18 protein-coding genes are annotated in these 21,132 nt (G+C 71.0%); 4 read left to right on the forward strand and 14 right to left on the reverse strand.

The features are described 5' to 3' along the window. The first annotated feature begins 60 nt into the window (after nt 1–60). Both ACPPVX_RS05565 and ACPPVX_RS05570 read left to right on the forward strand, forming a co-directional pair. Nucleotides 61–1,347, forward strand: coding sequence for a cytochrome P450 (locus ACPPVX_RS05565; RefSeq protein WP_426573908.1), 1,287 nt, complete (start codon nt 61–63; stop codon nt 1,345–1,347). A 101-nt stretch (nt 1,348–1,448) separates the two neighbouring features. Further along, nucleotides 1,449–2,729, forward strand: coding sequence for an MFS transporter (locus tag ACPPVX_RS05570; RefSeq protein WP_426573909.1), 1,281 nt, complete (start codon nt 1,449–1,451; stop codon nt 2,727–2,729). A 43-nt stretch (nt 2,730–2,772) separates the two neighbouring features. On the opposite strand, the gene ACPPVX_RS05575 is transcribed toward ACPPVX_RS05570, so the two are convergent. From ACPPVX_RS05575 to ACPPVX_RS05585, 3 genes are all read right to left on the reverse strand, one after another. Then, on the reverse strand, nt 2,773–3,654 hold the full coding sequence (locus ACPPVX_RS05575) for a formylglycine-generating enzyme family protein (RefSeq protein WP_426574992.1): 882 nt from the start codon (nt 3,652–3,654) through the stop codon (nt 2,773–2,775). 55 nt (nt 3,655–3,709) lie between these two features. Continuing rightward, the gene (locus tag ACPPVX_RS05580; protein WP_426573910.1) at nt 3,710–5,251 is read right to left on the reverse strand and encodes an arylsulfatase; all 1,542 of its coding nucleotides are present in this window, start codon (nt 5,249–5,251) and stop codon (nt 3,710–3,712) included. 76 nt (nt 5,252–5,327) lie between these two features. Next, on the reverse strand, nt 5,328–6,254 hold the full coding sequence (locus ACPPVX_RS05585) for an HAD family hydrolase (protein WP_426574993.1): 927 nt from the start codon (nt 6,252–6,254) through the stop codon (nt 5,328–5,330). Nucleotides 6,255–6,551: 297 nt separating this feature from the next. On the opposite strand from ACPPVX_RS05585, the gene ACPPVX_RS05590 reads away from it, so the two are divergent. Further along, the gene (locus ACPPVX_RS05590) at nt 6,552–7,043 is read left to right on the forward strand and encodes a hypothetical protein (protein ID WP_426573911.1); all 492 of its coding nucleotides are present in this window, start codon (nt 6,552–6,554) and stop codon (nt 7,041–7,043) included. Between the two features lie 50 nt (nt 7,044–7,093). Then, the gene (locus tag ACPPVX_RS05595; protein WP_426573912.1) at nt 7,094–7,972 is read left to right on the forward strand and encodes an SCO6745 family protein; all 879 of its coding nucleotides are present in this window, start codon (nt 7,094–7,096) and stop codon (nt 7,970–7,972) included. Between the two features lie 408 nt (nt 7,973–8,380). On the opposite strand, the gene ACPPVX_RS05600 is transcribed toward ACPPVX_RS05595, so the two are convergent. From ACPPVX_RS05600 to ACPPVX_RS05650, 11 genes are all read right to left on the reverse strand, one after another. Continuing rightward, a complete protein-coding gene (locus ACPPVX_RS05600) occupies nt 8,381–9,028 on the reverse strand; it encodes an exopolysaccharide biosynthesis protein (RefSeq protein ID WP_426573913.1) in 648 nt (215 codons plus the stop codon). A gap of 52 nt (nt 9,029–9,080) precedes the next feature. Next, nucleotides 9,081–9,677, reverse strand: coding sequence for a TetR/AcrR family transcriptional regulator (locus tag ACPPVX_RS05605; protein ID WP_426573914.1), 597 nt, complete (start codon nt 9,675–9,677; stop codon nt 9,081–9,083). A 53-nt stretch (nt 9,678–9,730) separates the two neighbouring features. Further along, entirely contained in the window at nt 9,731–10,837 is a 1,107-nt protein-coding gene (locus ACPPVX_RS05610) for a hypothetical protein (protein ID WP_426573915.1), read from the reverse strand. A gap of 112 nt (nt 10,838–10,949) precedes the next feature. After that, the gene (locus tag ACPPVX_RS05615; protein WP_426573916.1) at nt 10,950–12,581 is read right to left on the reverse strand and encodes a sulfatase-like hydrolase/transferase; all 1,632 of its coding nucleotides are present in this window, start codon (nt 12,579–12,581) and stop codon (nt 10,950–10,952) included. Between the two features lie 50 nt (nt 12,582–12,631). Next, complete coding sequence (locus ACPPVX_RS05620; RefSeq protein WP_426573917.1) at nt 12,632–13,402, reverse strand: SDR family NAD(P)-dependent oxidoreductase; 771 nt, start codon at nt 13,400–13,402, stop codon at nt 12,632–12,634. Nucleotides 13,403–13,426: 24 nt separating this feature from the next. Next, complete coding sequence (locus tag ACPPVX_RS05625) at nt 13,427–14,206, reverse strand: SDR family NAD(P)-dependent oxidoreductase (RefSeq protein ID WP_426573918.1); 780 nt, start codon at nt 14,204–14,206, stop codon at nt 13,427–13,429. A 126-nt stretch (nt 14,207–14,332) separates the two neighbouring features. Beyond that, nucleotides 14,333–15,427: an ABC transporter substrate-binding protein gene (locus tag ACPPVX_RS05630; protein ID WP_426573919.1), complete on the reverse strand. Its 1,095-nt coding sequence runs from the start codon at nt 15,425–15,427 to the stop codon at nt 14,333–14,335. A 366-nt stretch (nt 15,428–15,793) separates the two neighbouring features. Further along, complete coding sequence (locus tag ACPPVX_RS05635) at nt 15,794–16,972, reverse strand: amidohydrolase family protein (RefSeq protein WP_426573920.1); 1,179 nt, start codon at nt 16,970–16,972, stop codon at nt 15,794–15,796. Between the two features lie 141 nt (nt 16,973–17,113). Then, the gene (locus ACPPVX_RS05640; protein ID WP_426573921.1) at nt 17,114–18,718 is read right to left on the reverse strand and encodes a class I adenylate-forming enzyme family protein; all 1,605 of its coding nucleotides are present in this window, start codon (nt 18,716–18,718) and stop codon (nt 17,114–17,116) included. Nucleotides 18,719–18,734: 16 nt separating this feature from the next. Next, nucleotides 18,735–19,919, reverse strand: a complete 1,185-nt coding sequence (locus ACPPVX_RS05645; protein ID WP_426573922.1) for a CaiB/BaiF CoA transferase family protein — start codon at nt 19,917–19,919, stop codon at nt 18,735–18,737. Nucleotides 19,920–19,962: 43 nt separating this feature from the next. Next, nucleotides 19,963–21,129: an acyl-CoA dehydrogenase family protein gene (locus ACPPVX_RS05650; protein WP_426573923.1), complete on the reverse strand. Its 1,167-nt coding sequence runs from the start codon at nt 21,127–21,129 to the stop codon at nt 19,963–19,965. Between the last annotated feature and the right edge of the window lie 3 nt (nt 21,130–21,132).

Raw genomic sequence — 21,132 nt, forward strand, 5'->3', positions numbered from 1 at the left:
GGTACGGTGCCAGCTGACGTTCGGCGTGCGGCCGGGCGGGGCACCACGAGGGGAACCCAGATGAGCACCGAAGGCCTCACCATCGCCGACGCCGAGTTCTGGCGGCGACCGCTGCAGGACCGCATGGACGACTTCGCCGCGCTGCGGGCCCAAGGGCCGTTCACCCGGTCGGAGATCCCCAACCTCCTGACCGACGAGGTCGACGAGTTCTTCGCCGTCACCGCCTACGCCGAGCTGGTCGAGATCAGCCGCCACCCGCTCGACTACTGCTCGGGCAAGGGCAGCACCAACATCTCGGACATGCCGCCCGAGGCGCTCGAGTTCTTCGGCTCGTTCATCGCCATGGACGACCCCCGCCACGCCCGCCAGCGCGGCATCGTCGCCCGCTCGTTCACCCCTCGGAAGCTCCAGGGCGTGCTCGACTCGGTCGAGACGATCTGCACCGAGGTCATCGACGACATGTGCGAGCAGGGCGAGGTCGACCTCGTCCAGGCCCTCTCGCAGCCGTTCCCGCTGCTGGTCATCTGCGACATGATGGGCATCCCCCGCAGCGAGTTCGACACGGTGCTGCGCGCCACCAACGTGATCCTCGGCGGCGGTGACGCCGAGATGATGGGCCTCCCGGGCGAGACCGTCGACCCGAACGAGCTGATCGGTGCCTTCTTCGGTGCCGGCATGGAGCTCATCGGGCTCATGAACGAGCTGGCCGAGTTCCGCCGCAAGAACCCCACCGACGACCTCACGTCCGCCCTGGTCCACAACGACCTCGGCGAGGACATGCTCACCCCCGAGGAGATCGGGCCGTTCTTCATCCTCCTGGCGGTCGCCGGCAACGACACCACCCGCACGGCGCTCAGCCACGGGATGCACCTGCTCTCGCAGAACCCCGACCAGCGGGCGATCTGGCAGGGCGACCTCGACGGCGTCACCGCCACCGCGGTCGACGAGATCGTGCGGGTCGCCTCCCCCGTCACGTTCATGCGCCGCACCGTCACCCGAGACCTCACGCTCTCGGGCCACGACTTCAAGGAGGACGACAAGCTCATCCTCTTCTACGGTGCCGCCAACCGCGACCCGCTGGTGTTCGACGACCCCGACCGCTTCGACGTCCGGCGAGACCCGAACCCGCACGTCGGCTTCGGCGGGCCCGGCCCCCACTTCTGCCTCGGCGCCCACCTGGCCCGCCGCGAGCTGTCGGTCGCCTTCCGCCAGCTCCTCACCCGCCTGCCCGACATCGAGCTGACCGGCGAGCCCGTCCTGCTCGACGCCCTCGGCGTGCCGCTCGTCGGGGGCATCAAGCACCTGCCCGTGCGCTTCACCCCCACCGCCCGCGTCGGGGTGAGCTGACCGGTCTGCCGCGGGCCCGCCCGCCGCCGGCCCCGCCGGCCCCGCTCCTCTGAGGAGCGGAGGACCTTCCGAACTCGGCGCCGGGTCCGTACCCTCTCCAGGTGCCCAAGCTGCTCGTCGACATCACGCCGCTCAAGGCGTCGCGGGAGTTCCGACTGCTCTACGGCGGGCAGGTGGTCTCGTTCATCGGCACCCAGATGACGGCGGTGACGGCGCCGTACCAGGTGTACAAGATCACCGGCTCGTCGTTCATGGTCGGCCTGCTCGGCCTGGCAGTCGTGGTCCCCCTCATCGTCGGATCCCTCGTGGGCGGCGCCCTGGCCGACCAGTACGACCGGCGGCGGCTCCTGCTCCTGGCCCAGTTCCTCATCGGCGCCACCAGCCTCGGGCTGGCCCTCAACGCCATGTCGTCGGCACCCAAGGTCTGGCTGATCTTCGGGCTGGTCATGCTCCAGCAGGCGTTCTCCGGGCTCGACGTCCCCACCCGCTCCGCCGCGATCCCCAAGCTGGTCGGGGCCGAGCACCTTCCCGCCGCCGCCGCCCTCAACCAGCTCCTCATGCAGGTGGGCACCGTGGTGGGCCCGGCCATCGGCGGGCTGCTCATCGCCAAGGTGAGCCTGGCCTCCACCTACTGGATCGACTTCGCCAGCTTCGGCATCGCCATCGCCGCGCTGGTCGCCATGAAGCCGATGCTCCCCCAGGGTGGCGGCACCAAGGCGAGCCTCGGCTCGATCGTCGAGGGGCTCCGGTTCCTGAAGGGCCGCCAAGCCCTCCAGGGCTCGTTCGTCATCGACCTCAACGCCATGATCTTCGGCATGCCCCGGGCCCTGTTCCCGGCGATCGGCACCGCGTTCGGCGGCGCGTTCGCGGTGGGCCTGCTCTACGCCGCACCCGGCGCCGGCGCCATCGTCGGGGCCGTCACCTCGGGCTGGGTCACGCGCATCGACCGGCAGGGCCGGGCCACCGTCATCGCCGTCATCGTGTGGGGTGCATCGATCGCCGCGTTCGGCCTCAGCAAGGTGCTGGCGCTCAGCCTGGTGCTGCTCGCCGCCGCCGGCGCCGCCGACGTGGTGTCGGCCGTGTTCCGCAACACGATCATGCAGCTGAGCGTCCCGGACCGGCTGCGGGGCCGGCTGTCGTCGGTCCACATCGCCGTGGTCACCGGCGGCCCCCGCCTCGGCGACTTCGAGTCCGGTGCCGTCGCCGGCCTCACCTCACCCCAGTTCGCGGTGGTCTCGGGCGGGATGGCCTGCGTGGTGGGCGCAGTCGCCATCGGCCGCCTCATGCCCCGGTTCACCGGCTGGCGCCTCCACGAGCACGGCGACCCCGATGCGCTCGACCTCGAGCTCACCGACGAGATGAACGACGAGCTCGGCCGCTGACCCACGGGCACATGATCTACGGGCGCTGACTTCGGCACCTGAGCTACGGGCGGCGGACGGTGCGGAAGCCGAGGTGGCTGGTACCGGTGTCGATCATCTGCGGGCGGCGGGCGGCCGGCCGGTAGCGCAGGCAGTAGCTGTCGGCGCACAGGTGCGAGCCGCCCTTGATGACCTTGCGGGGGATGGCGAACTGCGGCTGCTGCGGATCCAAGCTGCCCTCGATCGACCCGCCGGCGGGATTGGTCGGGATGCAGCAGGGCTTGTCGGCGTCGGCCGGGTGCTCGGACGTGTACCAGTCGTCGGTCCACTCCCAGACGTTGCCGGTCATGTCGTGGAGCCCGTAGCCGTTGGACGGGAACGCGCCCGGCGGCGAGGTGCGGGCGTACCCGTCGGCGAGGTCGTTGCGCCACGGGAAGTCGCCGTTCCAGGTGTTGCACATGAGGCGCCCGCCGGGTCGGGCGTCGTCGCCCCACGCGAACTCGGCGCCCTCGATGCCGCCGCGTGCCGCCCGCTCCCACTCGGCCTCGGTGGGCAGCGCCCGGCCGGCCCAGGTGGCGTACGCCACGGCATCCTCGTGGGCGACGTGGACGACGGGGTGATCGGCCCGGCCGTCGGTGCCCGAGCCCGGCCCCTCGGGGTGGTGCCACGACGCACCCGGCGCCCACGCCCACCACTGCGACAGATGGCGGAGGTCGACCGGCCCAGGCGTGCCCACGAACACCAGCGAACCGGGGACCAGGTTCTCGGCGGGCGCGCCCGGGTAGTCGGCCGGGTCGAGCGGCCGCTCGGCCACCGTGAGGTAGCCGGTCCCGGCCACGAACGCGGCGAACGCCGCGTTCGTGACCGGGTCCCGGTCGATCCAGAAGCCGTCGACCCGCACCTGGTGGGCCGGCGCCTCCTCGGCGTAGTGGCGGTCGGACCCCATGAGGAACGTGCCCTCGGGGATCTCCACCTCAGGGTGGTCGGCCGTCGGCGAGCCGCTACCGGCCGGCAAGGACTTCGTGCAGCTTCTGGACCGCGTGGTCGATGGTGAACGACGCCGACTCCTGCCGAGGCGGGAACTCCTTGAACGTTTCGAGGAACATCGTGCCGATGATCGAGCCGTAGAGCGCGAAGAAGTCGTGGTCCAGGAACCAGTCCCAGTACGTGTTCGACGTCTGGTCGGCCCGTTCGTACGGATCGGTGCGCAGGTTGAACAGCTTGGGCAGGCGGAGCGCGGTGAACGGCTCGGCCCAGATGCCCAACGTGCCGACGGCCCGCTGCTCCATGAACACGATCTTCCAGTTGTTGAACCGCAGCCCGAGCACGTCGCAGTCGTCGGAGAAGTAGAAGAAGAACTGGCGCGGGCTCTGCTCCACCTCGCCGGTGAGGTAGGGCAGCAGGTTGTAGCCGTCGATGTGGACCTTGTACGTGCGGTCACCGACGGTGTGGCCCGTCTTGAGCTCCTCGACGATGTCGTCGTTGCCGGCGGCGGCCAGGAAGGTGGGGAGCCAGTCGTGGTGCTGGATGATCTCGTTGGACACGACCCCGGCGGCGATGTGCCCGGGCCAGCGGACGATCTCGGGGACGCGGAAGGCGCCCTCCCAGTTGGTGTCCTTCTCGCTGCGGAACGGGGTGGTGGCGCCGTCGGGCCAGGAGTTGGCGTGGGGACCGTTGTCGGTGCTGTAGACGACGATCGTGTCCTCGGTGATGCCGAGCTCGTCGAGCGCGTCGAGCACCTGCCCCACGTTCTTGTCGTGGTCGATCATGGTGTCGTGGTACGGCGACTGCCACTCGCCGGCCTGGCCGACGCTCTCGGGCTTGGTGTGGGTGCGCAGGTGCATGTGGGTGAAGTTGATCCACAGGAAGAACGGCACGTCCTCGGCGACCTTGCGCTGCATGTAGTCGATGGCGCCATCCGCGATCTCGTCGTCGATCGTCTCCATCCGCTTCTTCGTGAGCGGGCCGGTGTCCTCGATGGTCTGCTTGAGGTGCGGGCCGTAGCGCTCGTCGACCTCGCCGGCGTCCTCGTCGGTCGCAAACGTGCGGAGCACGCCCCGCGGCATGATCAGGCTGCGGAGCTTCGGGTGGTCGATGCTGGGGAAGTCGGGCAGCTCCGGCTCCTCCTCGGCGTTCAGGTGGTACAGGTTGCCGAAGAACTCGTCGAAGCCGTTGTTGGTGGGCAGGAACTTGTTGAGATCCCCGAGGTGGTTCTTGCCGAACTGCCCGGTGGCATAGCCCTGGCCCTTGAGCAGCGCCGCGATGGACGGGTCGGCCGGGTCGAGGCCGATGCTCTGGCCGGCGAACCCGACCTTGCTCATCCCGGTCCGGTACACGCTCTGGCCGGTGATGAACGCGGCCCGGCCGGCGGTGCAGCTCTGCTCGCCGTACGAGTCGGTGAAGCGCATCCCCTCGTCGGCGAGGCGGTCGATGTTGGGCGTGCGGTACCCCATCAGCCCGTCGCTGTAGCAGCTCAGGTTGGTGATGCCGATGTCGTCGCCCCAGATCACGACGATGTTGGGCTTCTTCTGGTCATCTGCCATCTGCTCGGTGCTCCTTGCTCGGACGGTCGCAGGGACCGCCGGTGGGGTGGGTGGGTCGGTGGGGTCTCGGCACGCCTCAGAGGGCGGGGAAGACCGTGGTCCAGTCGTCGGCCACCGACACGACGGTCCAGTCGTGGTCGGCGGCGCGGGCGAGCGCGTCCTCGGCGCCCTGCGTGTAGTCGAACTCGCGGTCGGCGTCGTCGTGGAGCACGAGGAGGCGCAGGCCGGGGCGATCGTCGGTGCGGGCGAAGCGGAGCATCTGGACATCGCCGTTGGAGTTGCCGACCGCGATCACCGGGCGGCGGCCGAGGCGCCCCCAGATGCGGACCGGCTTCTCGGGGCCGTCGTCGAAGACCTCCATCTTCGACTTGTACATCAGGCCGGTGACGTCGGAGCCCTCATCGAACGTGAGCCCGAGCGCGCTGCCGATGATCCGTTCGGGCGGGATGCCGTAGAGCCCCTCGGCGAAGGGCCGCATGAAGTCTCGGTCGCCGCCCGAGGCGATGTAGTTGGTGAAGCCGTTGGCCTCGAAGTAGCGCAGCAGCTCGATCATGGGCACGAACCCGCACGACAGGTACGGCCGGTCGAGCGTGGGGTGGCGGGCGGTCTCCAGCCAGGACGACACCTCGGCGGCGAACGCCTCGACCGTGAGCCCCTCGAAGGCGTTCTCGACGGCCGCCATCAGCAGCCCCATGTCGGCGTCGTCGCCGTGGTAGTGCTTGACCATCGCGGCGCCGAGCCAGTGGTAGTCCTTCTCCGCGGCGGCCTTGTAGGGCTGCACCTCAGCCAGGCTCGGGTCGGCCGCGGCCAGCTCGGCCATGCGGAACAGGGTGAAGTCGAGCTGGATCGGGATGGGCTTCTCGGTCCAGAGCGTGCCGTCGTTGTCGAACACGGCCACCCGCTCGGGCTCGGGCACGTAGCGCTCGCCGTCGGGATCGGTGACCGCCTGCACGAACGCCACGATGGCCGCCCGGGACGGGGACTCGGACCACGAGGCCAGCATCTCTTCCGCGACCACGTTCGGACCGTCCTCGCTCGGGGTGGGGTGGTGCTCACCCCGGCACGGGCGCCAGGCCTGCCCCTCACGGGCAGCTGGAGGTGCCGAAGATGATCAGCTTCGGGTCTACCACGACCGGGCGGGAAATGTGTCCGGACCTGCGGAACCTTCCATCCCTGTTCATCCGACGGCCGTGATCGGCCCCGAGGATGAGTAGCCGCTGCTCATGTGCGGAGCACCGGATCGGCGTCTACTGATCCTCAGCGCCGACGCTCCGTCGGCGCCCCACACCGAGGAGCACCCATGAAGATCCCCAGCGCCGCCGAGCAGCGCCAGACCTACCTGGCCCAGCTGCAGCCGCACATCGACGAGCCCATCCTGGCCGTCGGCTTCCTCGCCTCCGCGGGGTACGCCGCCGGGCTCACCAAGGACTACGCCGCGGCCGGCGCCCTCCGGACCCTCTCGCCGATCGCCGGTCGGCTGTTCCGCAAGCAGCAGGTGAGCGCCCGCGTCGACGCCGCCCGCAACGACCTGGTCGCCGTCACCGCGCACCGCGTCCACCTGTTCGAGTTCCCCAAGCGCGGCGAGGCCTTCGCCGTGACCGGTCCGCCCGACGTGTGGAACCGCTCCGAGATCCGCGTGACCGCCGAGGCCAAGGGCAAGTACGCCCAGCTGATCCACGTGGCGTTCGCCGACGGCGAGACCCGCGACTACGACATCAGCAACGGCGCCCGCGACTACGCCACCTTCAGCGACGACATGCGCGACCTGCTGCTCGCCCCGGTCACCGTCTGAGCCGCTGCTCGGGCCGATCGCCTGCGGCGGCGGGTGCGAGACTCGCCGCCGTGACCGACTGGATCGCCACCACCCGCCGCAACGCCCGATCGGTGCAGACCACCATCGGGTGGGTCTTCTGGGACCCGGGCGCGGTCGAGCGCTACGTGGCGCTCGGGCTGCCGGAGGCCTTCGCCGAACCGCTCGGCTACATCGCCTCGCGCGGCGCCCCGCTGGCCGGGGCCGGGCCCGACGCGGTCATCGCCGCGTTCGGATCCATCAGCGCGCTCGGCATCCGGGCCACGTTCGACCTCGTCGGCGACGCCCAGCGGTTCGAAGCGTTCCGCGCCGCCCGCGACGAGGCGATCGCGGCCGGACTGCGCGAGCACGCACCGTCGATCGTCGAGCCCCTCAGCGAGCTGGGAACGGTGCTCTGGCCGGTCGTCGACCAGCTGCCGGCCATGGGCCGGGTGCTCTACGGCGCCCACCTCGCGCTCCCCCGTCCCGACGATCCGCTCCTGTCGGGCTGGCACGCCGTCAACTGCATCCGCGAGTGGCGCGGCGACACGCACTGGGCGATCACCGTGGCCGCCGGGCTCGGGCAGGCCGAGGCCTCGATCCTCCACAACGCATGGCTCGGCTACGAGCCCGACTGGCTCGCCACCTCCCGCGGCACCGCACCCGAGGAGCTCGAAGCGGGCTGGGCCGCGCTCCAGCGCAAGCGCCTGGCCGCCGACCGCACCGTGCTCCCCGATGGGGTGGCGCTGCGCCAGCAGATCGAGGACGACACCGATCGCCTCACCACCCTGCCCTGGGAGCTGCTGGGCGACGAGCGGTCGCGCTGGTTCGCCGAGGCGTTCGAGCCGCCGTGCGAGCAGCTGCTGGCCCGGGTCGACGTCACGGCGGGCCCCAACTACCAGCCGGCCTCCCGCCTCCGCCCCGGCGCCTGAACCGTCGCGAGGCGCGCCTCCCGGCCTGGAAGCAGGAACGTCTCGAACGTAGCCAGCTCCATGGCGGTGAACACCTCGGGCCGCGGCCCGGGCTCCGCGCCTGGCCCCCTACTGCGGTGGGCGCTCCGGCGTCATCTCCTGGGCCGCCATCGCCCTGCTCGCCCGCTGGCGGGCGCTCCTCGCGGAGCGCCCCCACGCCAACGCCGCAACCAGTGCGATCACCACCATCCCCACTTCCGCGAAGGTCGCATCTCCCACGGTCGGCAGCGTACCGGTCGAGGGCCGTAAATGACACTAATGTCAGGTTACCTGACCACGCCGGACGAGGTCGACGCCGTCCCCGCGTTCGGCACCGGGGTGCGGGTCCGTCGCCCCCGCCCGCCCGCTCGGCGAGCGGGCCACCGCCGGTCAGAACAGGCCGGAGAGGAAGCGCACGGCGGCGGCGCCGATGGCGACGCTGATCGCCACGCCGAGCGCGCCGACCACGATGCCCACCGCGAGGATCACGATGTCCTCGAGGATCATGGACAGGGCGATGATGACCGCCCCCATCGAGGGGATGGTGTCGAGGCCCGAGAACGGCGGCGACACGGCGGCCGCGGTGGCCAGCGCCGCGATCAGCAGCCCGAGGAAGCGGCGGGGCAGCCGGTCCCGGAAGATGTGGACGCCGCGCGGGTGGCTGTGGCGCTCGGCCCAACTGATCTTGCGCGCCACCCACGGCACCGCCTTGTCCTCGAGCGACGGTCCCAGCTCCCGGGTGCGCCACCGATCCGGCAGCCACAGGACGCTGCGGCCCAGCACCATCTGCGCGGCGACCACGACGGTGACCGCCTCCAGCACGTGCGAGAGCCCCGCGGTGGGGAGCGGGAGCGCCGGGAAGAGCATGAGCATGAGGATCGTCACGGCGAAGCTCTTGCCGGCGAACACGTCGCCCAGGTCGCCCACGGTCTTGTCGTGGTCGCTGTCGATCCACTCCTGGAGGAGGACGCTGAACGGCGCCGGCCGATCCACCGGGACCGCCGGGACCTCTGGTTCGCCTTCGGATGCCCACCTCATGGGTCCGCCATCGTACGGAGCGCGGAGCCGGACCGCTCCCCCGTCCGGGGGATCAATCGGGCAGGCCGAACAGCCGCCGGGTGAGGCGGAGCAGCTCGCGGCGCAGGGTGTCGTCATCGAGGTCGATGACCAGCGGGTGCACCACCGCACCCCCGATGGCGGCGGCCAGCATCGCCGCCGGGACGCGCGCCTCGACGTCGGCGTCGGCCCCGATGACCACGCGGTACATCCGCGCCATCACCTCCTGGAACGGCTCGTGCTCGGCCAGGAACCGCACCATGACCGGGTCGCTCTGGAGCACGCTGACCATGTGGCGGCGCTCGACGGCCAGGTCGATGACCGCATCGAGCAGGACCTCGAGGGCCTGGTCGCGGGAGCCGGCGGCCTCGGCCGCCTCGGCGACGTCGAGCACCGCCTCGAGGCGCGCCAGCTCCTGCTCGGCCGTCGCGATGACGATCTCGTCCTTGGTGTGGAACTGGTGGTACACCGCCGCCTTCGTGACCCCGATCCGGTCGGCGATCATCTGCAGCGACGTGCCGCTCACCCCCTGCTCGGCGAAGAGCTCGAGCGCGGCAGTGATGATCCGGGACTGCGCGGCGGACCGCGTCACCGACCCCAGCCGCGCGGGCGGCAGGTCGGACGGCGGCATGGCTGCACGGTACCGGGGGCGGCCGGCGCCGCCCGCCACCGGTCGCGAGGCGGCTACGAGGCCGCGGACCGGTGGGTGGGCCCGAGCTCGATGGGCACGAACTCGGGGTCCGACTCGTCTCGCATGCTCAGCTTCCACTTGCAGCACACATCGCCGTCGGACACCCGCGGGGGGATGGCCAAGATGTCGACCTTCATGTTCGGGTTGTACATCTTGGCCGTCTCGATCAGCGAGGCCGGGCAGGTGGAGTGGCAGTTCTTCTCCAGGATGTCGGGCCGGCCCAGCGCCTCCCACTGATCGGGGGCGCAGCACTTGTTGAACGTCATGATGCCGACGTCTTCTTCGGGCATCTCGAAGATCAGGTCGAACGCCTTGCCGGGGAACGAGGTGGCATCGATCTGGATGTCCTTCATGAACGCGGCCACGTCGTTGGTGGTGATGTTCATCCAGCGGCCCTTGAGGTTGCGCACCTCGGGGAGCACCTTCTCGCTCCAGAACACCCACTGGATGTCGAACATCTCGTCGAGCCCGTCGCGCACCACGATCTCGGCGGCCCAGCACTCGATGACCAGGAGGAGGAGCTCGTGGCTGCCGAGCGCCAGGTTGACCAGCTGCTCCTTGTCGAGCTCCTCGTAGCGGGCATCGGGGGCGAACAGGCTGAAGGTCACCACGCCCGAGCCCAGTTCGGGCATCACGTCGACGTCGGGCAGCGCACCCCACTCCTGGGTGATGCGGTCGAGGTGGGGACCGACGCCGTTGGTCCAGACCGCGGTCTGGATCTCCTGCATCTTCTCCTCGCCCTGGCGGGCGGCGATCTCCCCGGCCCAGGCCTCGACGAGCAGCACGTAGTACTCGTGGCTCATGCCCAGCATCCGCACCAGCGCCTCGCGCGAGAAGTCGGAGAAGCGCAGGTCCTGCTGGAACGGACCGCTGTAGTCGGAGAGGTCCTGGCTGTGCTCGACGTCGATGTCGGCGCGGGTGTCGTAGCGGACCTTGGGATAGGTGACCGCGTCATCGACCCGCGGGAACTTCTTGTAGTTCTCGAGGTCGACGCCGAGCTGGATGGCGAAGTCGTCCCGCTTGAGCTCCTCGTAGTCGGCGCCGGGCTGGCGGATCTCGAGGAAGTCCTGGAGGTCCCGGTCGAGGGACTGGTCGGACATGGCGCAACTCCGTCTGGTTCGAGGACGCGTGCTGGATCGACCGACGGACCCGCCCCCTCGACGTGCCCCTGACGATCGCGGTCCCCAAAGTAGCCGATCGGCTAGTCGGCGTCTACGGGTTGCGGAGCCTCGGCAGCAGGCGCTTCTGATCCCGCTGGGCGTCGAGGACGACGGTGAGCCGGCTCACGATGGCGGCGTCGTCGGCGTGGTTGGTGCGCTCCTCGGGATCGGTGGTCAGGTTGTGCACCTCCACCACGGGCTCGGCCGCCGGTGCTGCGAACGGGTTGGCAGCGATGCCGTGATCGGCGTTCCACTCGTCGAGGCGCTCGTAGTAGTGGTTCAGCTTCCAGAGCTCGTCGGCGCCGCCCGGGCCGGTGGGCAGCGCGGTGATCACGGCCTCGATGTTCGACGGCTGGGGGACAGCATCGAACGAGGCCCCGGTGAGGAGGTTGGTCTGGGTGGCGCCCCGGGTCATGTCGTCCTCGGTGAGGAAGTACACGGGCGCCGCCACCGACGCCTCCGAGGCCGAGCCGGTGAGCACCGCGCTCAGGTCGCGGCCGGGCAGGTCGTGGACCTCGGTGTGGTGCTCGGCCACGCCCGCGGCCGCCCGCTGGACATCGATCCCCGCCAGGCCCAGCAGCGTGGGGATGAGGTCGACGTGGCTGGTGGGCGTGGCGATGCCGGAGGCCGACGGCTCGATGCCCGGGCCCTTGACCAGCATCGGCACGCGGATGGCCTCGTCGTACGCGTTGCACCACTTCTGGACCATCCCACCGTGGGCACCGAGCAGGTCGCCGTGGTCGGAGGTGAACACCACGATGGTGTCGTCGGCCAGGCCGGAGGCTTCGAGGGCATCGAGGATGCGGCCGATCGCCTGATCCACCAGCTTGTGCAGGTAGTAGTAGAGGCGGCGGTAGGCCCCGTCGGTCGGGGCCGCCGCCACCATCTGCGGCCACACCTTCGTGAACAGCTCCTGGCAGGCGGGCCGGCCGGCGAACGAGTCGGCCTGCGACGGCGGCTCGTCGATCTCGGGCACCGTGGCGTCGAACCCGTCGGCGCCGAGCAGCAGCTCGTAGAGGCCGCCGGCGAACGCGATGTCGTGCGGGTTCACGAACGAGGCCACCGCCAGCCACGGGCCGTCGGCCGTGGCCCGGGCCAGGTCGCCGAACAGGTCGACCACCTGCTCGGAGAACACGCCGTCGCGGACGGTCCCGCTGTCGGCCTTGGCGGCGCCGTGCGGCTCGCGGCCGATCCACCCGGAGTAGCCGAACGGGCCGAGCCGGTCGGCCTTGCGGTACGCCTCGACGATCTCGGGCACGGCCCGGCCGTCGCCGTCCGACGCCATCAGCCCCTCGTGCGTGCCGGGGATCATGAGGTCAGCGTGGCTCACGTGCCACTTCCCCCGGTAGTGGGTCTGGTAGCCGCCGGCGCGGAACCAGTCGCCCAGGGTCGGCACGCCATCGGGATCGAGCCACCGCATGCCGGCGTCCCAGCTCTGCTTGGCGATGCCCGAGGTCTGCGACACGCCGTGCAGCGACGGGTACTGGCCGGTGTGCAGCGTGGCGCGGCTCGGCACGCACGCCGTCGACCCCGCGTAGTGGCGGTGGAGCTCCACCCCGCCCTGGCGGATCCGTTCCCGCGCCGTGAGCTGGGAGCGCCGGAACTCGCCCACGGCAGCCGACTCGTACGGCGGCGGGTACCGCTCCTCGTCGGTCATGATCAGCAGGACGTTGGGTGCGGACATGCGGGGACCGTAGGGGGTTTCGTCGCCCTCCGTGGGTCTGGGGCGGCGCCTCAGTGGACGGTCATGCCACCGTCGATCACCAGGGCCTGCCCGGTCATGAACGACGACGCGTCGCTGGCCAGGAACAGCGCGCCCGGCACCATCTCGTCGGGCTCGGCCATGCGCTTGATCAGCTGCGAGCCCACCGCGAACTCCTGGAACGCCTCCGACGCCGACTCCACCATCGCGGTGCGCACCGTGCCCGGCGCGATGGCGTTGACCCGGATGCCGTCGGCCACCAGCTCGGCGGCCATCGAGCGGGTCATGGACAGCAGGGCCGACTTGGCCGCCACGTACATCGAGACGTAGGCGCCGGTGGTGAACACCCCGGCAGTGATGATGTTGACCACCGACGCGTGGTCGCTGGCGCGCAGGTGGGGCAGCGCCGACTGCACCAGGAACAGCGGCCCGCGGAGGTTGGCCTCGTACGACTTGGCCAGCGCCTCCGGGGTGATCGACCCGATCGGCAGGGCCAGCGGGTTGGCCGCGTTGTTGACCACGATGTCGACGCCGCCGAAGCGCTCGACGGTGGCCGCCACCAGCGCCTCGATCTGGTCGACGTCGCCGACGTGCGTGGGCACCGCCAGCGCCGAGCCGCCGGCCTCAGTGATCTCGGCGACGGCGTCGTCGCACGCGTCGGCCTTGCGGCTGGCCACCACCACGTGGGCCCCGAGCGACGCGAAGCCCGTGGCGATCGCCCGACCGATCCCCCGGCTCCCGCCGGTCACGATCGCCACCCTCCCGTCGATGTCGAACGAGCTCAGCGGCGTAGCAGCGGTCATCGCCGAACCCTGCCACGTCCGGGGTCAGAGGGCGAAGGAGTAGCCGCCGTTGACGGGGATGGTCTGGCCGGTGACCCAGGAGGCGAGCGGGGTGACGAGCGAGATCACGGCCCAGGCGGCGTCGTTGGGCTCGCCGGGGCGGCGGACGAGGTAGGTGCCGAGCATCGCCTTGTGCTGGGCGGACCGGTCCGGGTCGGCCCAGAACGCCTCGCTGAGCGGGGTGCGCATGGTGCCCAGGGCCACGTTGTTCACGGTGATGCCGTGGCGGGCCACCTCGTGGGCGATGCCCCGGCTGAAGCCGGCGGCCCCCGCCTTGGCGGCGCCGTAGGCGGCCATGTTGGCGTCGCCCGTGCGGCCGGCATCGGACACGATCGTGACGATGCGCCCCCAGCCGGCGTCGATCATCCCGGGCAGGGCGGCGTGGACGCAGCTCATGACGCCGACGAGGTTGACGTCGATGAAGCGGGCCCAGTCGGCCGGCCCGGTCTCGAGGAACGGGGGCGAGCCGGGCCAGCCCTCGCCTCCGGCGTTGCCGGCGTTGTTGACCAGGATGTCGACCGGCCCGGCGGCGGCCACGACCGCGTGGACGCCGTCGTGGTCGGTCACGTCGAACGGAGCGGCCTGGGCCCTCCCGCCTCCCGCCACGATCGCCGCGGCCACCGCCTCGGCCCGCTCGGCGACCAGGTCGTTCACCAGCACGTGGACGCCTGCCGCCGCCAGCAGGTGGGCGATCCCTTCGCCCACGCCTTGGCCGGCGCCCGTGACGAGGGCCCGCTTGCCGTCGAGCTCGAGATCGATCGTCATCGCGCTTCTCCCCTTGTGGTGGACCGGCTGCCCCGGAACGTAGGGCAATCGGCCGGGCGCTGCGAGGCCCGGTGGACGGGACCGGACCTGGCGGTGAGCCCGCCAGGTCCGGTCCGGTGCGGGGGATCAGCCAGGGATCGGGGCGTTGCCCACGATCGTCCAGGGCAGGGTGGGATCGCCGTTCTCGTCGAGCTTCGAGGTGAGGTTGCCGTTGCCGCAGACGGCCGGCAGGACCGGTCGGGCCTTGCCGTTGCAGCGGTAGTCCAGGCCGGCACCGCCGGGCAGCCGGGTGGACGGCATGGCCACGACCTCGGCCCGGACGGTCTCGGGGGTCACCTCACCGGTCATGCCCTCGAGCGCATCTCGGAACGACAGGACCGTGATGTAGGTGGGCAGGCTCTTGTTCACATCCCCAGTGGGGATCTTGTTCTGGTCGGCGACGGCGTTCCAGAGCTCGATGCCCTTCTCGGCGATGTCGCCGTTGGCCGTGGCGGAGCTGATGTACACGCCCTCGAGCTTGGCGCCCAACGCCGTCTTGGTGGCGTCGGTGACGCAGCTGGAGAGCGTCGAGATCGGCCCGTTGAAGCCGGCCGAGGCCAAGCCCTGCATGGTGGAGATGCAGAAGGTGTCCTGCCCCACGATGTGGACCTCGGTGGGGTCGCCGGTGGCGATCGCCGTCATCTGCGGCGTGACGTCGGCCTGGTCCAGCGGGATCGGCACGACCTTCAGCTCGACCCCTGCCTCCTTGAAGGTGGCGGGGGCGAGGCTCGAGTAGAACGCGGTCGCGGCCGGGACGTCGACGATGACCACCGTCACCTTCTTCAGGTCGTTCGCCTTGGCGACGGCGATCGGGGCGTCGGCCAAGCCGCTCAGCGGATCGACCAGCGCCGACATCACGGTGCTGTCGGTCAGGAGCGCCGAGTCACCCACGCCGTAGGCGAAGATCGGGATCTTGTTCTCCTTGAGCACGTTGTACACCGAGAGCGCCGCCGACGACTCGGGCATCATGACCGCCACGACGTCCTTCTGGACCAGCTCGTTGGCGCAATCGGTGGCCTTGCCCGGATCGAACGCGGTCTCGCACTCCTCCAGCGCGATCGGCCGGCCGGCGATGCCGCCCTTGTAGGTGTTGATGTACTTCACCGTGGCTTCGGCCGCGGCCACCTGGTACGTGTTGTCGGCTGCGGGGCCGGCGCCGTCGCTGACGAACCCGACATTCACCGGGTCTCCCTTCGCGACGTCCTTGGCCCCCAGGACGACGGCGTCGCTGCGGGTGTTCTCGCTCTTGGCCCCGCCTCCACCGTCGGATCCGGAGGAGCCCGTGTCGCTGGAGCCACAGGCTGCTGCCGAGAAGAGCAACCCGAGCGCGAGGGAGCCCGCCGCGAGCTTCCGGGCCGAGCCCGGAGGACGGGTTCCCCGCTGAGTGTTCCGTGCGTGCCGCAAGTGGGTTCCCCTGGGTCGTGACGGGCTGCCTCGCCCGGCGTGAGCTGCCGCACGCCCTGACGGGCGGCATCGGCCACCTTACCCGAAACCTCTAGAGGTTTCTAGGAAAACCTAGAGCCCGATCACCCGCCCCACGGCTTCCGCTCAGACGAGGCCGAGGAGCTCGAGGCAGTTGTCGCGCATGATGCGCTGGGTCGCCTGCTCGTCGAACGCGCCGAGCTCCTTGGCGAAGTCGAGCGGTTGCGCGACCCCCTCGCCGTGCGGCCAGTCGGAGCCGAACAGGATCCGATCGGTGCCGATCAGCGCGGCCAGCGCGGAGAGGTCCTCCTCCAGGTACGGCGTGACCCAGACGTGGCGGCGGAGGGTCTCGAGCGGATCCTCGTCGAACACCCACGGCGTCTGGTTGGCCTGCTTGCGCAGGTGCTTGGCCAGGACCTGGATCCAGTCGGAGCCGTTCTCGACGCTGGCGACGCGCAGACGGGGATGGCGGGTGAAGACGCGGTGCACCACGAGCGAGGCCACCGTGTCCTGGATGGCCCGGTCGGAGGTCATCACGTGGCCGAGGGGGTCGGACTTGCCGAACCCGAACTCGCCGCTGGCCCCCCACTTCACCGAGAAGCTGGCGTCGTAGCCGCTGTCACCCAGGTGGAACGCCACCGGGACGCCGGCCTCGGCGAGGCGGGCCCAGACGGGGTCGTGGCGCTTGTCGCCGAGCGAGCGACCGGTGCCGTTCGGGCCGGGCACCGGTGCCGGGCGCATGTGGACGATGCGGACGCCGCGCTCGAGCAGCGACTCGACCTCGGCCACCGCGGCGTCGGGATCGGCCAGCGAGATCATCGGCGCGGCCACGAGCCGGCCCTGGTAGTCGAAGCCCCAGTCGTCCTCCAGCCAGCGGTTGAACGCGGAGAGGCTCGCCATGGTGGCGGGGATGTCGTTGCGCAGCGCCTCCTCGACGCCGCACCCCAGGGTCGGGAACAGCAGGGCGGCGCCGAGGCCCTGCTCGTCCATGACCCGGACGCGCTCGTCACGGTCCTGGTACTCGGCGCGCAGGGGCTCGACCTGCATGAGCGTGCGGGGGTCGACGCCCTCGGGGATCTGGCCGCGGAACAGCGGATCGAGGCAGCCGGGCACGATGATCGGGTCGAACGTGGGGTTCGGGATGAACCGGTTGACCTTGCCGCCCATCAGCAGGGCGACCCGCTTGCCCTCCTGCACCGGTCGCACGCCCCGCTCGCGGAACTTCGGATCGAGGTGCCGGGTGAACGCGTCGAGCGCCTCGTAGTAGTGGTTGTCGGCGTCGATGGGCTGGGTGGTGACGACCATGGCGGTTCTTCCCCTGCAGGGTGGCGCCGGTAGCGGCGCTTTCAACATTTGGAGAGTAACGCTTTCCACCGCGCACGACCAGCCCCGGCGCTCCTTGCCGACGGTCTCCCCGGCCCCGGTCGACCGCTCCTGCGGGCCCGGTCAGCCGTCAGCGAGGAGCTGCCTCAGCGCCCGGGAATCGAGCTTGCCGCTCGACAGCATCGGCACCTGCTCGTCGGCGAGGAAGAGGTAGCGCTTGGGGACCTTGTAGGCGGACAGGCGCGTGCGCAGGGCGGTGTGCAGCTCGTCCTCCGCTGGGGCCTCCCGGGTTCGCGGGACGCGCACCACGGCCGCCACCAGCTGGCCTCGGGCGGGGTCGTCGATGCCGATCACGTGGGCGACCAGGCCCGTGGCGTCGGCGATGGCGGCCTCGACCTCCCGTGGGGCGACGTTGGCGCCGGCCGTCTTGATCATGTCGCCGCCGCGCCCGATGAAGTAGTGGAACCCCTCGGCATCGACGCGGAACAGGTCGCCGGTGCGGTACCAGCCATCCACCGTGAAGGTCTCGTGCCGCTCGCGCCCGTAGTACCCCTCCATGAGCGAGGGCCCTCGGAGCCACAGCTCGCCGACCTCGTCCACGCCTCGCACGTCACCGGTCTCGGGGTCGACGACCTTCGCCTCGAGGCCTGGCACCGGGCGGCCGAACGACCCGCGCCGGTGCTCCGGCTGATCACCTTCGTCGTCGCTGGCGAGGCACACGCTTCCCGCCTCGGTCATGCCGAGCATGTTGTGGCGCAGCTCGGGATCGGCGGGCCGGATCGACGCCGGCATGATCGGCCAGAGGTTGCCCCGGCGGATCGAGGTGAGGTCGCGCTCGGGGAACGACGGGTCCTTGGCGAGGTGGGCGACGGCAGCAGCGAAGCCGTTGACCATCGTGGGCCGGGTGCGCTCCAGCAGGTCGAGCGTGGCCGGCACGTCCGTGGCGTTCGAGCAGACCAGCGTGGCCCCGGCGAGGAGCGTGCCGAGGAGCGAGTAGGCGAACCCGCCGATCCAGAAGAAGGGCGAGTTGGAGAAGAGCACCTCGTCGGGCCCGTACCGTCGCAGCTCGTTGAGGTGCTCCAGGTGCCGGATCAGCGGTCCGTGCTGGTGGATGACGCCCTTGGGCGCACTGGTGGATCCGGAGGTGTGGACGATGACCATCCGGTCCGACGGCCTCACCGCCGCTTCCGCCGCGGCCAGGACCTCGTCGTCGATCGACGCGCCGGAATCGACGAGCGCCGCCCCGTCGAACACGACGTGGCGGAGCGCCGGCACCTCCGGGGCGAGGATCGGCGGCGCGGCCATCGGATCGAACCCGGGCACCACCTCGCGGAGGGCCTCGACGTAATCGCGGCCCCGGTACGAGGAGGCGGCGAGCAGCAGCTCGATGTCGGCGTTGCGCAGCAGCGTCCGCAGCTCGCCCGCGGTCGAGAACGTGCTCAGCGGCACGGTCACGGCGCCGATCCGGGCGGCGGCCAGCCAGGCCACCACGACGGCCGAACCGTTCGGGTGCAGGAGACCGACGTGCGTGCCCTTGCCGGCGCCGGCCGCCAGGAGGCCCTTGGCCAGCGCGGCCGACCGGGCGTCGGCCTCGGCGTAGGTGAGCACGTCGTCGTCGCAGATCAGCAGCGGGTGATCACCCCGCTCGGCGGCGCGCTCGGCCAGGAGGGCGGGCACGGTCAGGGTGGGCACGGTGTCGGTGGGCACGGTGTCGGTCGATCGCTCCATGGCTGCTCGTCCTGGCTCAGACGATCTGCCGGGCCCGGAGGCCCGCGATCTGGTCGGGTGCGTAGCCGATCTCGGCGAGCACCTCGTCGGTGTGCTCGCCGAGGAGCGGAGCCCGGCGGCGGATGGTCCCCGGGGTGGCCGACATGCGGAACGGGGTCTCGATGATCGGGACGTCGCGGGACGCGCCCGGGAACGGCACCCGCTGGAGGTAGCCCATGGCCTCGACGTGCGGATCGTCGAGCACGTCCTGGGGGGAGGCGAGCGGCGCGGCCGGGAGCTTGGCCGCCACCAGCAGGGCCATCACCTCGGCCTTGGTCTTGCCGTCGCACCACGCCTGGGTGAGGTCGTTGAGCAGGTCGCCGTGCTCCCAGCGCAGGTCGTCGTCGGCGAAGCGGGGGTCGTCGAACAGGTCGAGGCGGTCGACCAGGCGGCACCAGCGCTCGAACATGGGCTGGCCGGCGATCTGGAGGAGCACCCACCCGTCGTCGACGCGGTACAGGTCGCACGGCGCCACCGAGGCACCACGGTTCCCCATGCGCGGCTTGTCGACCTGGAGCAGGTCGCGCTCGATGAGCATGGCGTTGGACATCATGAGGCACGTCGGCAGGAGCGCCGCCTCGACGTGCTGGCCCTGGCCGGTGGCCTGGCGGTGGTACATCGCCATCATCACGCCGACCGCCATCGTCATGGCCGTGCCGAAGTCGGCGTAGGGAACCACCGTGCGGATGGGCAGGTCGGGCAGGCCCTGGCGGTAGACGGCCCCGGACAGCACCTGGCCGGTGCCGTCGAACCCGATGAGGTCGCTGTTGGGCCCGCCTTCGCCGTACGCCGTGGCGCTGGCGAGGATGATGTCGGGCTTGATGGCGCGAAGGGTCTCGTAGTCGAGGCCGCTGGCCCGCATGGCCCGGTCGGGCATGTTGGCGATCACGATGTCGGTGTGGGCCACCAGCTCGCGGGTGATCTCGGCGCCCTCGGGCGTGGTGGAGTCGAGGGTGAGCGAGCGCTTGTTGCGATTGCACTGGAGGAACGTGCCGCCCTCTCCCCCATCGGTGACCGCCTGGACCCAACGGTCCTCGCCGCCCGCGCGCTTCTCCACGCGGATGACCTCCGCGCCCATGTCGGCGAGGATGGCACTGCACCAGGGCGCGGCGATGAACCGTCCGTAGTCGAGCACCCGTACGCCGGCCAGCACCTGATCCACGTCGGCTCCTATTCCTTGGGTTCGCGGGTCGAGCACGGGCACCTCACCGCTTGGGCATCCCGAGGATGCGCTCGGCGATCAGGTTGCGCTGGATCTGGGACGTGCCCGCCGCGATGGTGTTCTGGAAGGCCCAGAGGTAGTCGTGCACGATCCGCGCCTCCTCGGTCTCCGGCCCCGGGGCACCGATCGACCGGCGGCCGAGGAGCCGCATGCCGAGCTCGGCGATCTCCTGGCCGAGCTCGCTGTAACCGAGCTTGACGGCGGAGCCGAGCGGCGACGGGAGGCCGGTGGCCTCGGCCTCGGTGACGCAGCGCTGGGTGACCCGCCAGAGCCCGTCGATGCGGGCATCGAGCCGGCCGACGTGGCGCCGGAGCCCGGCGTCGTCCCACTCCCCCTGCTGCTGGGCCAGCACGACCAGGCGGCGGAGCTGCGACCGCAGGGTGATGATGTGCTGGGCGAACGCGGTGCCGCGCTCGAAGCGCAGGGTCACGTTGGTGACCCGCCAGCCGTCGTTCTCCTCGCCGACGCGGTTGGCGACCGGGATCCGCACCTCGTCGAGGAACATCTCGCAGAAGTGGCTCTCGCCGTCGATGGTCCGCATCGGTCGCACCTCGAGCCCCGGCGAGCGCATGTCCATGATCAGCCAGGTGATGCCCTTGTGCTTGGGGGCATCGGGGTCGGTGCGGACGAGGAGCTCGCAGTAGTCGGCCACGTGGGCCCGGGTGCTCCAGATCTTCTGGCCGCTGACCACGTAGTGATCGCCGTCCCGCACCGCTCGCGTGCGCAGCGAGGCCAGGTCGGAGCCCGCCGACGGCTCGGAGAAGCCCTGGCACCACACGGTCTCGCCCTTGAGGATCCTGGGCAGGTGGAAGGTCCGCTGCTCCTCGGTCCCCTCGGCGATGAGGGTCGGCCCGGCGTGCGCCGAGCCGACGAAGTTGATGCCCACGTAGGGCGCACCGGAGGCGGCGTACTCCTCGAGGTACACCAGCTGCTGCGAGGCCGGCAGGCCGCGGCCGCCGTACTCCACCGGCCAGTTCAGGCCGGCGTACCCGCCATCGTGGAGGAGGCGCTGCCACCCGGTGTCGTAGGCGCGCCGGACGTCCCAGTCCCCGGGAGGGGGCGGCGGCCCGTACGACGCGATGGCGTCGTCGAGGAAGGCGCGCACCTGCTTGCGGAAGGCCTCGTCGGCGTCGGAGTAGCGGAGGTCCATCGT

Origin of the sequence: Aquihabitans sp. McL0605, assembly GCF_049993875.1 — a bacterium.
In the GTDB taxonomy this organism is placed as follows: Bacteria; Actinomycetota; Acidimicrobiia; order Acidimicrobiales; family Iamiaceae; genus Aquihabitans.

What these genes read in the sequence shown, in the direction of transcription:
- ACPPVX_RS05565 (WP_426573908.1), top strand. Translation starts at nt 61, where the DNA reads ATGAGCACCGAAGGCCTCACCATCGCCGACGCCGAGTTCTGGCGGCGA.
- ACPPVX_RS05575 (WP_426574992.1), bottom strand. Translation starts at nt 3,654, where the DNA reads ATGGGGTCCGACCGCCACTACGCCGAGGAGGCGCCGGCCCACCAGGTG.
- ACPPVX_RS05580 (WP_426573910.1), bottom strand. Translation starts at nt 5,251, where the DNA reads ATGGCAGATGACCAGAAGAAGCCCAACATCGTCGTGATCTGGGGCGAC.
- ACPPVX_RS05585 (WP_426574993.1), bottom strand. Translation starts at nt 6,254, where the DNA reads ATGCTGGCCTCGTGGTCCGAGTCCCCGTCCCGGGCGGCCATCGTGGCG.
- ACPPVX_RS05590 (WP_426573911.1), top strand. Translation starts at nt 6,552, where the DNA reads ATGAAGATCCCCAGCGCCGCCGAGCAGCGCCAGACCTACCTGGCCCAG.
- ACPPVX_RS05600 (WP_426573913.1), bottom strand. Translation starts at nt 9,028, where the DNA reads ATGAGGTGGGCATCCGAAGGCGAACCAGAGGTCCCGGCGGTCCCGGTG.
- ACPPVX_RS05605 (WP_426573914.1), bottom strand. Translation starts at nt 9,677, where the DNA reads ATGCCGCCGTCCGACCTGCCGCCCGCGCGGCTGGGGTCGGTGACGCGG.
- ACPPVX_RS05610 (WP_426573915.1), bottom strand. Translation starts at nt 10,837, where the DNA reads ATGTCCGACCAGTCCCTCGACCGGGACCTCCAGGACTTCCTCGAGATC.
- ACPPVX_RS05615 (WP_426573916.1), bottom strand. Translation starts at nt 12,581, where the DNA reads ATGTCCGCACCCAACGTCCTGCTGATCATGACCGACGAGGAGCGGTAC.
- ACPPVX_RS05620 (WP_426573917.1), bottom strand. Translation starts at nt 13,402, where the DNA reads ATGACCGCTGCTACGCCGCTGAGCTCGTTCGACATCGACGGGAGGGTG.
- ACPPVX_RS05625 (WP_426573918.1), bottom strand. Translation starts at nt 14,206, where the DNA reads ATGACGATCGATCTCGAGCTCGACGGCAAGCGGGCCCTCGTCACGGGC.
- ACPPVX_RS05635 (WP_426573920.1), bottom strand. Translation starts at nt 16,972, where the DNA reads ATGGTCGTCACCACCCAGCCCATCGACGCCGACAACCACTACTACGAG.
- ACPPVX_RS05640 (WP_426573921.1), bottom strand. Translation starts at nt 18,718, where the DNA reads ATGGAGCGATCGACCGACACCGTGCCCACCGACACCGTGCCCACCCTG.
- ACPPVX_RS05650 (WP_426573923.1), bottom strand. Translation starts at nt 21,129, where the DNA reads ATGGACCTCCGCTACTCCGACGCCGACGAGGCCTTCCGCAAGCAGGTG.